Source organism: Rhodococcoides navarretei, from assembly GCF_038069675.1.
Classification (GTDB): Bacteria; Actinomycetota; Actinomycetes; order Mycobacteriales; family Mycobacteriaceae; genus Rhodococcoides; species Rhodococcoides navarretei.
The window spans coordinates 3,377,847-3,393,508 of record NZ_JBBPCN010000001.1; the positions used below are offsets into that span (position 1 = coordinate 3,377,847).

Annotated in this window: 14 protein-coding genes; 6 read left to right on the forward strand and 8 right to left on the reverse strand. The window is 65.1% G+C overall.

Translation table 11 applies throughout. From position 1 onward, the window contains the following. The first annotated feature begins 63 nt into the window (after positions 1-63). Together AABD04_RS15905 and AABD04_RS15910 are read left to right on the forward strand one after the other, a co-directional pair. A complete protein-coding gene (locus AABD04_RS15905; protein ID WP_243608201.1) occupies positions 64-2,193 on the forward strand; it encodes an MMPL family transporter in 2,130 nt (709 codons plus the stop codon). A 34-nt stretch (positions 2,194-2,227) separates the two neighbouring features. Then, positions 2,228-4,228, forward strand: a complete 2,001-nt coding sequence (locus AABD04_RS15910; RefSeq protein WP_341441759.1) for an SDR family oxidoreductase — start codon at positions 2,228-2,230, stop codon at positions 4,226-4,228. Between the two features lie 8 nt (positions 4,229-4,236). On the opposite strand, the gene AABD04_RS15915 is transcribed toward AABD04_RS15910, so the two are convergent. After that, the gene (locus AABD04_RS15915; RefSeq protein WP_341441760.1) at positions 4,237-5,001 is read right to left on the reverse strand and encodes a class I SAM-dependent methyltransferase; all 765 of its coding nucleotides are present in this window, start codon (positions 4,999-5,001) and stop codon (positions 4,237-4,239) included. Positions 5,002-5,055: 54 nt separating this feature from the next. Between AABD04_RS15915 and AABD04_RS15920 the strand changes: the two genes are divergently transcribed. After that, complete coding sequence (locus AABD04_RS15920; RefSeq protein ID WP_341441761.1) at positions 5,056-6,015, forward strand: ArsR/SmtB family transcription factor; 960 nt, start codon at positions 5,056-5,058, stop codon at positions 6,013-6,015. A 100-nt stretch (positions 6,016-6,115) separates the two neighbouring features. Then, the gene (locus tag AABD04_RS15925) at positions 6,116-6,736 is read left to right on the forward strand and encodes a methyltransferase family protein (RefSeq protein ID WP_341441762.1); all 621 of its coding nucleotides are present in this window, start codon (positions 6,116-6,118) and stop codon (positions 6,734-6,736) included. A gap of 37 nt (positions 6,737-6,773) precedes the next feature. Here AABD04_RS15925 and AABD04_RS15930 read toward each other — a convergent pair whose 3' ends face one another. The 4 genes from AABD04_RS15930 to AABD04_RS15945 are packed head-to-tail and all read right to left on the reverse strand — an operon-like array spanning position 6,774 to position 10,465. Beyond that, positions 6,774-7,283 carry a hypothetical protein gene (locus AABD04_RS15930; RefSeq protein WP_341441763.1) on the reverse strand — a complete coding sequence of 170 codons (510 nt, stop codon included), beginning with the start codon at positions 7,281-7,283 and terminating at the stop codon, positions 6,774-6,776. Positions 7,284-7,294: 11 nt separating this feature from the next. Next, on the reverse strand, positions 7,295-8,059 hold the full coding sequence (locus tag AABD04_RS15935; RefSeq protein WP_423228159.1) for an alpha/beta fold hydrolase: 765 nt from the start codon (positions 8,057-8,059) through the stop codon (positions 7,295-7,297). A gap of 22 nt (positions 8,060-8,081) precedes the next feature. Then, positions 8,082-9,656, reverse strand: coding sequence for a DNA polymerase Y family protein (locus AABD04_RS15940; protein WP_341441764.1), 1,575 nt, complete (start codon positions 9,654-9,656; stop codon positions 8,082-8,084). Further along, the gene (locus tag AABD04_RS15945; protein WP_341441765.1) at positions 9,653-10,465 is read right to left on the reverse strand and encodes a hypothetical protein; all 813 of its coding nucleotides are present in this window, start codon (positions 10,463-10,465) and stop codon (positions 9,653-9,655) included. Before AABD04_RS15945 ends, AABD04_RS15940 begins: the two co-directional genes overlap by 4 nt. A 199-nt stretch (positions 10,466-10,664) precedes the next feature. Between AABD04_RS15945 and AABD04_RS15950 the strand changes: the two genes are divergently transcribed. Further along, positions 10,665-11,894: a serine/threonine-protein kinase gene (locus AABD04_RS15950; protein ID WP_341441766.1), complete on the forward strand. Its 1,230-nt coding sequence runs from the start codon at positions 10,665-10,667 to the stop codon at positions 11,892-11,894. A gap of 80 nt (positions 11,895-11,974) precedes the next feature. Here the strand turns inward: AABD04_RS15950 and AABD04_RS15955 are convergent, their stop codons facing one another. Continuing rightward, positions 11,975-12,982, reverse strand: coding sequence for a DNA polymerase III subunit beta family protein (locus AABD04_RS15955; RefSeq protein WP_341441767.1), 1,008 nt, complete (start codon positions 12,980-12,982; stop codon positions 11,975-11,977). Between the two features lie 169 nt (positions 12,983-13,151). Between AABD04_RS15955 and AABD04_RS15960 the strand changes: the two genes are divergently transcribed. Beyond that, a complete protein-coding gene (locus AABD04_RS15960; protein ID WP_341441768.1) occupies positions 13,152-13,526 on the forward strand; it encodes an HNH endonuclease in 375 nt (124 codons plus the stop codon). Positions 13,527-13,531: 5 nt separating this feature from the next. Here AABD04_RS15960 and AABD04_RS15965 read toward each other — a convergent pair whose 3' ends face one another. After that, positions 13,532-14,179 (reverse strand): response regulator, encoded by a 648-nt coding sequence (locus tag AABD04_RS15965; RefSeq protein ID WP_243594781.1) that lies wholly within the window; start codon positions 14,177-14,179, stop codon positions 13,532-13,534. Beyond that, positions 14,176-15,504 carry a sensor histidine kinase gene (locus AABD04_RS15970; RefSeq protein ID WP_423228239.1) on the reverse strand — a complete coding sequence of 443 codons (1,329 nt, stop codon included), beginning with the start codon at positions 15,502-15,504 and terminating at the stop codon, positions 14,176-14,178. Before AABD04_RS15970 ends, AABD04_RS15965 begins: the two co-directional genes overlap by 4 nt. Between the last annotated feature and the right edge of the window lie 158 nt (positions 15,505-15,662).

Here is a 15,662-nt window from a genome sequence, read left to right on the forward strand (position 1 = left end):
ACTACAGTCGAATCGCCACTGACCCTTTCCACTGAATCCCTTTCACAGAGCCGGAGCACAGACGTGACGCGTTGGGCCTCGTTCGTCGTATCGCACAAACGATGGGCACTCGCAGTTGTCGTCGCCGTCGTCGCAGTCGGCGGCGTCTTCGGACTCGGTGTCTTCTCGAAACTGAGCGAGGGCGGTTACGCCGACGCAGGCAGCGAGTCGTCCGAGGTCGCGCGGCTGGTGCAAGGCATCGGCCAACCGACCCCCGACATCGTTGCGATCTACACCGCCCCCGAGGGCAGCACGATCGACGACATCGGACCGCAGGTGCAGGCGACGCTCGACGAGTTCAGCAGTCGATACACCCTCGGCAATGTCAGCTCGTACTGGAGCGCAGACCCGATCAGCAGGGAATTCCTGGTCTCCAAGGACCGAACCAAGGCGCTGGCGACGGTATCTCTCGGAGCGAATTCGGGTGTCACGTTCAACACCTTCGGCGAGCTTCCACCGCAGCTCGCCGTTCCCGGCATCGAATCGCAGTTCGCCGGCGCGTCGGTGGTGGGGGTATCACTCAGCGAAACCCTCGAACGCGATCTGATCCGCTCCGAGATCATCGCTGTCCCCATCACACTGCTGCTGCTGATCTTCATCTTCGGCGGGGTGGTCGCCGCAGCGGTTCCGGTGTTCGTCGGCATTCTGAGCGTGCTGAGCTCGCTGGCGATCCTGCGGGTGCTCACCGAGTTCACCGAAGTCAGCTCGTTCTCGATCAACGTCGCGTCGTTGCTGGGACTCGGCCTGGCCATCGACTACGGACTGTTCATCGTCAGTAGGTTCCGCGAAGAACTGCGCGGTGGACTGACGCCGATCGACGCGACCATCCGCACCGTCGCCACCGCAGGCAAGACCGTCGTATTCTCGGGATTGTTGCTGATCTGCGCGTTCGCCGGGATGCTCGTCTTCCCGCAGGCGGTGATCCGATCCCTCGGGTTCGGGGCCATGGCCGCCGTCGCGAGTGCGGCCGTCCTGTCACTGACCGCGGTCCCGGCATTGCTCGCGATTCTCGGTACCCGCATCAACTCCTGGACGTGGTCGCGCACCGCGTCCGATCGCAGTGATGCACGCGCACACAAGTTCTGGGGCGGCGTCGTCACCCGCGTGATGAAGCATCCGGGCATCGTCGCTGCCGTCATCGTCGCCGGGTTGCTGATCATCGCCACCCCGATCCTGAAGGTCTCACTCGGCGAGGTCGACTACACGGCGCTGCCGAAGGACAACCCTGCGCGCATGGCATTCGAGACTCTCGGTTCCGACTTCGAATCCACAGGAGAGGGCGCAACCGTGGTTCTGCGCGGCCTGGACGGCGTCAAGCCTCAAGGCGCACCGATCGCGGCACTGACCTCCGCTGTGGAATCCACGCCCGGTATCGCCCGCGCCGAATTCCTGGGCTCCAAGGACGATTTCGTGACGTTGCAGGCGTCGTACAGTGAACCGACCGACGGGCTGAGCGAGGCCGAATCCCAATCCGACGCAGTCTCTGCTCTGCGCTCGATCACTCCCCCGGACGGCACCGAGATCCTCGTCGGCGGCGGACGAGCCAACGTCGACGACGGCAATGCGGCGATCGCGAAGTGGCTACCGGTGATGATCGCCATCATGGTGATCTCGACGCTGGTGTTGCTGTTCCTCGCGTTCGGATCGATCGTGCTGCCGATCAAGGCGGTCCTGATGGCCGGACTGAGCCTGGCTGCCACCTTCGGCGCACTCACGTGGGTGTTCCAGGAGGGCCACGGCGCCGGCCTGCTCGGCGTCACCCCCGGACCGCTCGAGTCGACGTTCGTGGTTCTCATTCTCGCGGTCATCTTCGGCTTGTCGACCGACTACGAGGTGTTCCTGATGTCGCGCATGGTCGAGGCTCGCGCAGCTGGAGCGAGCACCGAGGACGCCGTGATCTTCGGCGCTCAACGCACCGGACGCATCGTCACCGCGGCGGCGTTGATTCTGATCGTCGTCACCGGGGCCTTCACGATCTCGGGTCTGTCGATCATGAAGTTCCTCGGCGTCGGAGTCATTCTGGCTCTGATCATCGACGCGACGATCATCCGTATGTTGCTGGTTCCGTCCTTGGTCAAACTCATGGGTGAGGCCAATTGGTGGGCACCCACCTGGATGAAGAAAGTGCACGAAAAAGCGGGTATCGGGCACTAGCACCAGAACTTACTTCGGAGTAAGGTCGGCTCGCATGGCGAACTACATCGTGACCGGCGGTACCGGGTTTCTCGGGAAGAACATCCTGCCCAGGCTGTTGGAACGTGATGCACTCGCCGCGGTCCACGTGCTGGTGCGTCCGCAGTCGGTGGCCCGCCTCGAACGACTGGCACAGCACCTCGACGGCGGAGACCGCATCCACCCGCTGGTAGGCGACCTCACCGAGCCGGGGCTCGGACTCCGAGACGTGCCTACCGATATCGACCACATCCTCCACCTCGGAGCCGTCTACGATTTGACCGCAGGCGACGAGCAGACCCCGACCAATGTGGCCGGGACTGCCGCGGTAATCGACCTCGCCGAGAAGACCGGGGCCCGCCTGCACCACATCTCGTCGATCGCCGTTGCCGGAGACTACCGAGGAACGTTCTCCGAGAACGACTTCGATCTCGGGCAAGGCTTTCCGACGGCCTACCATCGCACCAAGTTCGAGTCGGAGGAATTGGTCCGCGACAGCACCGCGGACTGGCGGGTCTACCGGCCTGCTGCGATCATCGGGCACTCGGAGACCGGAGCCATCGACAAAATCGACGGCCCGTACTACTTCTTTCCGTTCTTCGCACAACTGGCCAAGCTGCCCTCCGTGCTACCGATCACGGTGCCGAAGATGGGCAATACCAACCTGGTACCGGTCGACTACGTCGCCGACGCCATCGTCGAGCTCGTACATCGAGACACCACTCCCGGCAGCGTGTTCCATCTGGTCAATCCGGCACCTCAGTCGATGGCGGAGGTCTACGCCGCATTCTCGTCGGCAGCCGGATCTCGCGCGAGAATCATCGACATACCCGGGGCACTGGTCGCTCCCGTCGTCTCCCCCAAATCCAGGGCCGTGCGCAAACAGCGCAACGCCGCCCTCCGCGATGTCGGTGTGCCACCGGTGATGCTCGAACACCTGACTCTGCCCACCGTGTTCGAGTCGGCATCGACACAGAAAGCGTTGCAGGGCAGCTCGATCACGCCACCACCACTGCGAACGTACGCCGATCGCGTGTGGACGTACTGGCGGGAGAATTTCGACCCCAAGCGCAACCGCCGAAACGACCCACGCGGGCCGCTGTTCGGCCGTCACATCGTCATCACCGGTGGCTCGTCCGGAATCGGCCGAGCCAGCGCCGAGGCGGCTGCCCGCAAGGGCGCGGTGGTCATACTGCTCGCGCGCGGTCAGGACCAACTCGACGAGGTGGTCGAGCACATCCGCGAATCGGGTGGCACCGCCTACGGCTACTCGTGCGACGTCACCGACACCGAATCGGTTGACCAGACCGTGAAAACCGTTCTGAGCGAACACGATCACGTCGACATGCTGGTCAACAGCGCCGGCCGATCCATCCGCCGCGCACTCTATCGATCCACCGATCGACTGCACGACTACGAGCGCACGATGGCCGTCAACTACTTCGGGGCCATTCGACTGGTGCTGGCACTGTTGCCACACATGCGCGAACGCAGCTTCGGACACGTCGTCAACATCTCCAGCGCTGCGGTCCTGGGACACCCTCCTCGATTCTCGGCCTACGTGGCCAGCAAGGCCGCGCTCGATGGCTTCACCGATGTTGCTGCCGCAGAGACACTCTCGGACGGAATCACGTACACCACGATCCACATGCCCCTGGTCGACACACCGATGATCACCCCGACGGGCGACAAGAACGTCGGCCCGGTGTTTTCACCCGAAAAGGCTGCCGCCATCGTGATCAGGGCACTGAGCGACAAGCCCAAACGCATCGACACACCGCTGGGAACACTCGGGCAATTCGGAGCCATCTTCGCCCCCAAGGGCAAAGACCGCACGATGCACCAGCACTACCGTACGTTCGCCGAATCCGCTGCCGCCAAGGGCGAGGTGGCAATACCGATCGAGGACGGGAAAGTGCCGTACCGAGTGCGACCGTACGATCCGAAAGCTCCGAGCGCACGCATCGGCAAAGTGATCCGACGTGTCGGCAGATTGGTCCCCGGCACCAGTTGGTGACGTGCACGTCATGGGGCCACGGCGGTCCACAGGGTCCAGCGATCGCGTTCGATCAACTCACCGGGGGCCAGACGACCACGCAGATACTCGACCAACTCCGCGAGTTCGACGTCGGAGAGTTCGTGCAGGATGGAGCGCCCGGTTCTGCCGGCGATCTCGGCCAGGTACTGCTCGCGATCTCCGTAGCGTCGACGAGTTTCCCAGAGTGTCTGCGTTACAACGTCGGTGAATCCAGCCCGCGTAAAGGCGGCCTGTACGTCGTCGACGCCGTGTCGTCGCCGAGACTCGATGTCCGCCAATCGAGGAAACGCGTCGAAGATATATCCGCGCGGATTCGTCGGCGATCCTGCCAGTGTCGCGTCCTCGCTCGTCCGATCCTGGACGATCGCGATACCACCCGGACGCAGTAGCCGGAACATCTCTGTTGCCAGGGCAGATGCGTCGGACAGATGGTGGACGAGCGCGCGAGCGAACACGATATCGGCCAGGCCGTCGGGCAGGCCGGTGCGCTCGGCGGGTGCACACTCGAACGAAATGTCCGCGGGCGACGATAGGCGGGCGGACTCCAGGATCGGCGCACTCGAATCGACAGCTGTGACATGCGCTCCCAGCGTGCGCCATGCACGCGCATAGGTACCCCCGCCACACCCGAGATCGATGACGGACGCGCCGACCGGATCGACGATATCGGTGATCGCGGCACCCCAGGAAGCGTCGGCCTCGCGGCCGGAATACGTGTCGCCGTTGGCTGGATCTGCGAAGTCGATGGGCATGTGACCAGTACATCGAGCACGGTTGCCGGTCGCCACCATTTAGTGTGGGACTACATGCTCGCGCTTCACCTCCGAGCCGCCGACCTGGCGGATACCTCGTTGACCGTCTCGCCGCTGTTCGAGACAGTCCTGAGCCTGCGTGCCTGGACCTCGCCGAATCGGCACCGTCTGCACGAGCCGTGGCGTCGACGCGTCCTTACGGCATGGCAGCAGTGTGACACCGAGATTCTGACCGCGTTGGTCTCTCCCGACGGCAAAATCCCGGACTTTCTCGCTCCCCGTCCGCCCACCGAATCCCCGGCCTTCGACGACGAGATCGCCGTTGTCGGGGCGACACCGACGGTGGAGATGCGACGCGATATCTCCGCCGCCTTCTCCGCCAACGTTCCGTCGATCCTCATCGGTCCGGCCCGAGCGGTGCGCACCCGTACAGTTCAGGCGCTCTCGCAGTATTGGGCCACATGCCTCCAACCCGACTGGGCCCGGATCCGTGCGGTCCTGGACGGTGATGTGGACTACCGAGCACAACAGCTCTCGCACTTCGGGGCACGAAAGATGTTCGAGCACCTCGATTCCCGAGTTCGATGGGACGACGGTGTGCTGTGGGTCGATCGGCTCGAGGACCAGGTGTGGGTCGACGTCGACGGACGTGGACTTCCACTGATTCCGTCGGTGTTCGTGCACGGCGCGATCACTCAGACGAGCCCGACGCGCGCTCCGTCTCTGGTGTATCCGGCCCGTGGGCGCGGCGCAGTGTGGAACATGGCACCGACAGCTCCGAATCGAGCGCTGACCAATCTTCTCGGCACACAACGTGCAACAATTCTCACGCTGCTCGACGCGCCCACCACCACCGGGGAACTCGCTGCCGCACTGGGCGTCTCGCCCAGCGCGGCGAGCCAGCATCTTCGCGTTCTGCGCGAAGCGGCGGTGGTGCGACGCGTCAGACAGGGACGATCGGTGCTGTACGTACGCACTCCCCTCGGTGACGAGCTGGTCGGGCCGATTCGATAGATCGTCCTACGACACGTTGTTGTTCGGTGATGCAGCGCGCTGACATCGCATCACTCAATGAAGAGGGGGTCAGTCTGGGTGATGTTCCGTTACGGGTCCGGTGTCTGAGAAGCTGTCTCGCGTGATCGCCGAGAAGCTGCCGTTGTTCGTGACCGACCGTTCGACCGCTGCTGTTCTGGCGACAGCATTCACCGGCTTCATGTGGTCGGAATACAAGATGGGGATGCGGAAACCGCGGACCGGCTCTTCGAACCGAGACAATGGTTCCGGTCGCGCCGTCGGCCGCGGCCTTGTGCTCTCGTATGGCGGAGGCCTTCTTATGAGCGTGATCTCGCCGGCCACTGTCTGCACCCGCCACCGACGAGCCGTCTTTGTTACAGGATTGGCCACCGCAATCCTCGGGCAGGCACTTCGGGTCTCGGCAGCTCGCACACTCGGAGAGTCCTTCACGTTCGTGGTCCACACGCACCCCGATCAACTCGTGGTTCGGACGGGCCCGTATCGGTTCATTCGCCACCCGTCGTATGCCGGCGCACTGATCTGTGCGCTCGGCTTCTGTGTTGCGTACGGGAACTGGCTTTCTCCCGTCATGGTGACCTTTCTGGCCGGGGGATATGTGCGCAGAATCCCATCGGAGGAGACGGCCATGCTCGAGGGATTGGGAGGCGCATACGGCGATTACATGGCACGCTCGAAACGATTGGTGCCCTTAGTCTTCTAGCTGTTCGAGATCAGCACGAGCTGGTGAACGGCGAGACTCACCGCAACAGAGCCTTTGCCCACACGCGCAGAAATCCCTGACTCAGGTACGCCAGTGAACCGATTGCCAGTATCCATTTGACGGTGCTGACCACGGTGGTGGCGCGCACAACGGTGTCGGTGATCTGTTCGCGGTTGTCGACCAGTATCAATCCGACGATGTTCTCGATGTAGTCGCCGGCAGCGGAGGCCACGGGCGCGACGGCCAATGCCGTCGTCGCCGCAGGGCTCAGTGACGTCTTCGCCGCCAGGCTGCGTGCGCCGGCCCTGAGTGCGATGGCGTAGATCGCCGGATGCACGAAGTCGGGCAGATAGTGGCTGCGGAACCGAGCGATCTCGGTCTCGTCCATGCTCGCCAGGATCTGCCGGTAGCGCTCGGCGGACCACGCCGTCTGCACGGCAAGCACTTTGGGAGCTGCGGGGCCGAGGAGTCGGGCGATGGTGGCCTGGGATACGACGAACAACGCCGACCAGCCCAGCATTCTGCGATCGAGCGAACCGAGAGTCATGCCTGCAGACCCTAATGCGTCAGGAACGGGAGAACGGCGGCCTCGAACGCCGAGTAACCGTCGCGATGGATGCTGTGTCCGGTGCGAAACGCTTCGACACGGCAGATCGGAATCTCGGCGACCATCGCGTCGAGCCGAATCGGATCGACCATGCCGCCGGGACCTCCGCGAAGCACCAGCGTCGGAGCAGTGATGTCGGCCAATGACGCCCACCACTGCGAATTCGGCCGACGGAACTGCTCGAGCGCGGTGGTGGTCATCGAGCGATCGAAGGCGAGTACCGCGCGGGGATGCAGAAAGACACTGGTCGCTGCGTGCCAGAGTTCGGTGACCGACGGCATCTTGCCGGTCAGGGTCGGCGGTGCGTCCCCCGGCCGAATCGGTATCGGGAGCTCTTCGAGGACCAGACGGCGGACGAGCTGCGGGCGACGTTGTGCGACGAGCGAGACGGCGTATCCGCCGAGGGAATGGCCGACGAGATCGACTTCGGTGAGCCCGAGGTGGTCGAGCAGGGCCAGCAGGTCCGCGCCGAAAGAGTCGAACTCGTACGTCGACGTGTGCGCGCTCTTGCCGTGCCCGCGCAGATCGACGGTGATCACCCGGCGGCCGTGCGTGGTCAATGCACGGCTGAACCGATCCCAGGTTGTGCTGTCACCGCCCATGCCGTGCACCAGCATCACCGGTGCCGAATTCGAGTTCGCATGCCCCAGCGGAGTGAACGAGCGATACGCGATATCGACTCCATCGAGGTCGACCGTCTCCGACATCATCTGCATTCCCTCGAATGTAGCGGTGCCGCTATTCGTAGATTCCTTCCACCCGCCACCGACCCTCGTCGAAGACCAGCAGCAAGGCCCTTTCGTCGTCGAGCACCACCTGGGCTCGCGCCGTCGGACCCGTCGACGCGTGGCCGCTGTCCCACCATCGCTCGTCCACCGGCCATGGCCCGGCCAGACCCGTCAGTTCCCATTCCTTGGTGCCCCAGCGCAATCGCGACGGCGGCGTATCGAACACACCACGATCGGTGACGCCGATTCCGGTTCCCTCCCGATTCATCAGCGTCACCGTCGGACGGGTCTCGATCACTGCCGCCGGAGCAGGCTCGGGTAGCCGTCCCGGCCAGGGATCCGACGGATCGGACATCGGCACCAGTTCGTCGCCGAGGGGACGCAGCGTGATCCGCTCGGCCGGCCCGCGGCCACCACTGAGCACACCGCCCAGCACCGATTCGCCGCCGAGCAGACCCTGCACCCGCACCAACGCCCGCCGCGCCCTCTCGTCCTCGTCGCCGACGCTGCCCCACAAACCCAGCTGCAGCTCACCTGCGGCCACCACTTCGATCGGTTCGAGTCGCAGGACGGTGATCGCGGACGTCGGCTTGTTCTCGCTGCGCCCGGTGATCCAGCCGTCGAGTTGCCACCGCACTCGGTCGGCTGTTCCCTCCGGCGTCAACGGCTCCGCGCACCGCCAGATCCGCGACAGATTCTCACCGTTACCGGTACTGGCATGCACCAGCAGACGAGTGCACGCGACGGCAGCCGCAGCGAGCTTGGTGTGCAGCTGCTCGGCCAGGCCGCGCCCGGCGAACGCAGCTGCGTCGACCCGATCGATCGGCGGATCGCACAGGTACTCCACATCCAGGTCCGGCGGCAGAGCCCTGGCCGACGGCGGGCGTTCGGGCTCACCTCGGGCACTGCGATGCGCCAACACGGCATCGGTGCCGAAGCGCGACGCCACATCCCACGGAGACAGTGCAGCGAAGTCGCCGATGGTTCGTAAACCCAAGCGCCGCAACAGATCCACCAGCTCACCGCGATCGGCAGCGGACATGCTCGGTTCCGCCGAGAGTTCTGCCACCGGCAACGGCGCGAGAAAGCCTGCACCCCCGCCCCGCGGCACCACCTGCGCATACCGCGCGGCGACCACCGCGGTGGACAGCTCGTCGGCGATACCGATCTGACATTCCACACCGGCAGCCGACGCTTCGTCGATCAACCGTTCCGCGGCCCGATGCTCGGTACCGAAATACCGTCCGACGCCGCGGGCAGAGAGAACCAGCAGGCCCGGTCGCAGCACTTCCACTCCCGGCGCGATGGCGGCGACGGCCGAGACCACGGGCTCGAACAGTCGCGCATCACGATCGGTGTCGGCAAGAGCGACATGCACATCCGGGCACCGCGCCTGTGCTTCCCGCCGGCGCAGGCCGCGCTTGATACCCGACGCCCGTGCCGTCGCCGAGCAGGCAACGACCCGATTGGCCGAGGTGACGACCACCGGATGCGTCGCAGGCAGATCGGCCTGAGCCGCTGCTGCAACAGCGGGCCAATCGGGACACCACAGCGCGAGAACACGGCTGGAGCGGTCGATGCTCATGTCGAGACCGCGATCGACAATGGATTCTGCTCGCGCTCCTCGGCATGCCACTCGATGCGGCCGTTCTCCGAACGGAGGTCGAGTCGAACGGTGCGCGGCCGCATCGCCTTACCGCGGGCGCACACCGACAATCGGACGCCGCGCAGTCGGCCGCGGCCCAGCTCCCGGCCCGTGCCGAGGCCGTCGTATCCGTGCACCGATGCGTCCAGTCGTAGCTCTGCCCCGTCCCAGTGCCCATCGGTCACCAGCAGCGTCGAACCCTTGCTACGCGCTCTGGCCACCACCGCCCTGGCCCGAGTGGGCGATACCGACAGGCCGCCGAGACCGAGTACGACGAGGTCGACACCGTCGAGCAGAATGGCCGCCACTTCCACCGGGTCCGGACCGGGATCGGGAATCAGGGCCAGCTTGCTCAACTGTGCGCCCATCTCCACCGCGGCCAGAATCCCGAAACGAGGTTGCCCGATGACGGCGACATGCCCACCGGCACCGGTCACCGCAGCCACCAACCCGATCAGGAGCGAGCCTGCACCGGACACCGAGGCCACCGTTCCACGCACCAGGCCTCCGTGCGGCAGCACCTCGATCAGCGCAGCCGGCACCGGAAGAACGGGCCGTTGACGGGTTGGACGCTGCGTCGACGGTTCCGGAAGCACGGGCTCGACGGGGTCCGAATTCTCGATGCGCACCGACGCCGTTTCGCCCCGGGAAGGTACGGCAACCATCCGGCTACGTAGCAACGCAACACGCTCCGGCAGCGACAACCCGTCGAGCACATCCGGCGTGACGGAAGCTCCCGATACAGTCATGTCACTCCCCTTCGCGGCGTAGAAAATCGACCCGAAACTTCGGTGTTCGACGAACGCGGGAAGTGGCGTATTCGAACACAATTTCGATCTGCACTCAGTAAAGCCGCTCGGACGGCAACTCGTCAAGGTGATGCCGAAGCCCCTGGTAGATGCCTCCGCTCCGCGGCTGCAGGCACGTCTCGCCATCGTCCACTAACCTGTGGACGTGACGGATCAGCAGCGTGTTCGACGGGGCGTCGGGCCCGACTACCTCTTGGCCGGCAGATACCGCCTTGCCGGCAAGCTGGGAGGTGGAGGCATGGGCGCGGTATGGCTCGCCACCGACACACTTCTGCACCGACAGGTGGCCGTCAAACAGGTCACGTCCACCACTCGGTTGACCCCACAGCAGGCCGTGGAAGTACGCAACCGGGCCATGCGCGAGGGTCGTATCGCTGCCCGACTCTCCAGCCCCCACGCCATCGCGATGCACGACGTCGCTCTCGTCGACGGCGAACCGTGGTTGGTCATGGAATACCTGTCCTCACGCAGTCTCGCGCAGGCACTCGGCACCACCGATTCGCTACCACCGTTCGAGGTCGCTCAGATCGGCGCACAGATCGCCGACGCACTGACCGAGGCGCACGAGGCCGGAATCGTGCACCGAGACATCAAGCCGGGCAACATTCTGATCGCCGATCGCGGCAAGGATCTGGGCATCGTCAAGATCAGCGATTTCGGTATCTCCCGGGCCAAGGGTGACGTCGAAGAGGCCGATGACAGCGTGATCACCGGAACCCCGGCATATTTCGCACCCGAGGTCGCACGCGGACAGGATCCCACCGCGGCCAGCGACGTGTTCTCCCTCGGGGCAACGCTGTACACCGCTATCGAAGGCAGACCGCCGTTCGACATCGATCACGATTCGATCGCACTGTTGCACCGAGTTGCCAAGGGGCAGATCATCGCCCCCACCCGCAGCGGGGATCTCACCGGCCCGCTGCTGCACATGCTCGAGCCCGATCCTGCCCGACGCCCCACCATGGCGCAGGCCCGCGACGAGATCATTCTCGCCGCTATCAGCAAGCGCGGCACCATTGCTCAGCTGCGCGGGGTGCCCCTGACGTCTGCGGACGGAGTGGTTCCCGCATGGGCGAGGCGCTCCACACCGGTGTCCGAAAATCGCCGTCCGTCGAGGGAGTTCGGAAGAACCATCGCCGGCCTACCGGCCGTGCAACCCGGTGAGAGCCAAGCCAATCCGGTTCCTTCGACGTATTCGCCACCACCGTTCGACCTGACGAAGAAGAAGAGGAACCCGATCGACGACGTTCTGATGCGCATCGAGGACACCATCGGCGACCGAACGTCGATTCTGTCGACCGTCGTCCTAGCGGCACTCGTGCTTGCCGTAGTGGTCGTTCTGGTTCTGGTGATTACCCTTCTGCTGTAGTCGAGCCCTCAACGCGACTCGTGCACGGTGATCGCGATCCGAACTCGGCACTGATCTCCGTCGCAGCATCCGACCAGCGATCAGCCGAGAACAGGCATCACCAACGTCGTCAGAGCGCCGTCGACCGCGGACCGCACCAGCATCGGATGGTCCGGAGCGGCGATATCGAGCATCAGGTCCGGTCCGACGGCCGAGGCGACGGCGGCCTGCAGAACGGCGGCGTCGAAGAACACCGTCATCTCGGACCCGGTGACCCGCGCGGGGACGGCAACACCCTCGACTGTCAGGCCGTCCGGGCCGGCGTCGATCCGCAGCGTCCCGCTGTCGAGGGGAACGAAATCTCGTTGCACCACAACCCTCGTCACGGTCGGAGCCAAACCGTCCATGATCGTCCGCCAATCGGGGAAGTCTCCGTCGACGAGATCGACCTCGTGTCGGGTGTCGTCGGATTCGACAGCCATCGCGCCGTCGGTTGCCGTCAGTACGAGGGTGCCCGATGCGGGTACGACCTCGAGAGAGCCGACCGTTGCAACGCGCGACCAGGGTGCACCGGGCGAGCTCTGCGCCACGAGGCTGCGGGTGGAGAGTCGGTACCGATCCGTCGCGGTGAGGGTGACAGCGGCGCCGTCCACCTCGACCAGCACGCCCCGCAGCACCGGAAACTCCTCGCTCGTTCCGACCGCAGACGCGACTCGTTTCACCGCCGACGCGAACTCGGCGGCAGCTACCGTTGCGGTGCAATATGTTTCGTCGAACATCCGGCGAATGGACACTGCGGCCTCGGCCGCTGCCCTCGCACGTGTGGCGAGTTCTTCGACATGCCGATCCACGATCTCGACGGCCGCGGCTCCGTCGCCCTCGAGCGCGGAGGTCACCTGATCGAGCGGCATACCGATCTCGCGCAGCTGTCGAATGATGTTCGCCCGCTTCGATTGTGCACGCGTGTAGTAGCGATAGCCGGACTTGGCGTCGATGAACGCCGGGACGAGCAACGCACAGTCGTCGTAGAACCGTAGGGCACTGGGGGTCAGCCCGCTCGAACGAGCGAACGCACCGATGGTCACGAATTCTTCTGCCGAATCAGTCATGGTGAAATCCTGAGGCTTCGGGTTGGTCGAAGGTCAAGCACTGTGCGCCCGGCCAGGTGTGGCCATGTCGAACACCATGCTCGTCCTCCGGTGACACTCGACAACGGTGTATTCGGCGCGCTGGGGCAAAACACGGAAGCGCTGCCGCGGCCGAAGTATCGTCGCCCTTGTGCACCCTCGCCGCAAGCTCCCCGCCACTGCGCTGCCGAAGGCAACGCGGGCGCGCTACACGAATCGACGGCGACGACGGCTCGCCCGAGTGGACAACGACCTCACCGCCTCCCAGTGGGCCGAACTTCTCGATGCATGGGGAGGGTGCGCCTACTGTCGAGCGACAAGTGCGCCCCTGCAACGCGACTGCATCATGCCGGTTTCTCGCGGTGGCCGGTACACACTCGACAACGTCGTGCCGGCCTGCCCCTCCTGCAACGCCAGCAAACACAACAGCGAAGTGACCGGGTGGCTCCGACGCAAGAAGCTCGACGAGCACACGTTCCTGCTCCGTCACGCGACGATCCTGGCGACACTTCTCCGATCGACGTAGGTCACCTAGTCGATTCGACGCTTGTGCGCCCAGCGAGTGAGCGCATTCCTGTTGGACTGCTGGGTCTTTCGGAGAACATTCGACGCGTGAGTCTCGACGGTCTTGACGGAGATGAACAGATCCTCGGCGATTTCGCGATAGGTGTAACCGCGCGCCAGCAACCGCAGCACCTCGAGTTCACGGGGCGTGAGCGAATCCAGTTCGGGATCCAGCGGTGGCTCCGGGACGGCACTGCGACCGGTGAACGAATCGAGGACGAACCCGGCCAGGCGGGGGCTGAACACGGCGTCTCCCCCGGCGACGCGTCGAACACCGTCGGCGAGTTCGGAACCGGAAATGGTCTTGGTCACGTATCCCCTCGCACCGGCACGAATGACAGCGATCACGTCCTCGGCGGCGTCGGACACACTCAGGGCGAGGCATACCGGCCCCTCGGAGATGCGATTCAACACGGCCACGCCTCCGCCGTCGGGCATGTGCACGTCGAGCAACACCACATCGGGCTTTGTCGAGTCGATGCCCGATACCGCCTCGGCGACGCCTCCTGCTTCGCCGACAACGTCGATGTCCGCCTCGCGAGCGAGTTCGGCTCTCACTCCGGAGCGGAACACCGCATGGTCGTCGACGAGAAAAACGCGGAAGGGTTCGGTCACGTCGGCTGCTCCTGCTGACTGGATTCGGACGGTTCGGTGGTGACGGCGCTGCCGATGCGGGGCATGAAGATGCGCACTTCGGTTCCCTTGCCGACGGTCGACCGTACCTGCACCGTGCCGCCGCGGCGCTCGATGCGTCCCCGAATGGATTTCGCCAGGCCGCGTCGATCCTCGGGTACTTCCGATTCGTCGAACCCGGTGCCACGGTCACGGACGAAAACGCTGACCTGTTCCGGTTCGGTTTCGGCGAACAGATCGATATTGGTCTCACCGGAATGCTTGGCCGCGTTGACGAGAGCCTCTCGCGTGGCACCCAGCAGAGCGGTGAAGCTCTCGCGCGACAGACCCGATTCGACGTCGTCGGGCAGTAGATGCACGTCGCCGACGGTGATGGGTCGTACCGTCACGCCGTGCTGATCCTCGACTTCACCGGAGATGGTCTTGAGCGCGTCGGCCAAGCTGGAGTTGTCGGTGTCGCCGCCGTCGAACAGCCATCTGCGTAGTTCACGCTCCTGCCCGCGCGCCAGCCGCATCACCTCCTGCGGCTGATCGGACTGCTTCTGGATCAGCGCCAGTGTCTGCAGTACCGAATCGTGCAGGTGCGACGCGATTTCCTCGCGTTCGTCGTTGCGGATACGTGCAGACCGCTCGGCACCGAGCGCGCGCCAGGTTCGCAACCAGATGGGAACCGTCAACAGGCCGACGCCGACGAGAGTGACCACCACTGCGAGCAAGGACGAACGCAGCGCGGCCAGATCGACGCGGGCGAGCACCACCACGCCGAGGCCGAGCACGATCAACGTCGCTCCGCCGACGACCCTCGCCCAGCTCAACACGGTCGGGTGTTGGGGAAGCCCCAACGCCGTTCGCGGTCCCTCGGAGTCGAACTCGCGCCACACCAGGGCAGCACCGATCACCACGACGATGACCGGCACGATGACCGATGCAGCGGTACCGCTGAGCAGCCAGGCGAGACCGACGGCGAGGCCGAGACCGATAGCGGCCAACCCGAGCGCCCGCTGGCGTTCGGCGGCACTCGGGTGCGCGGTGTCCTCACCCGCTGGGGTGAACATCCAGATCAGGCCGTATGCAGCGATGCCGGCTCCGGCGGACGCGGCCAGCAGTGCGAACGCGACCCGAACCTTGAACACGTCTATGCCGAGATGGTCGGCGAGCCCGCCTGCGACGCCGCCGACGATGCGTCCGCCGCCGCGTCGCTGATAGGGGGCAGGAGCGGAGCCTGCAGAAGCGACCGGAAAAGCAGGAGCGGAGCCTGCAGAAGCGACCGGAAAAGCGGGAGCGGAGCCTGCAGAAGCGACCGGGATACCAGGAGCGGTGGCCGGCGTGACGCCGGCCACGGGTGGTGCGTTGCGGGCGGCGTCGACGGGTGGGTTGTCGACAGGGTGCACGCCTTCGATCCTGGCACGGATGCGGTGGTTGTCGCATCAGGGTTCGCCCTGATGTTCAGCGGGGTCATCGACTT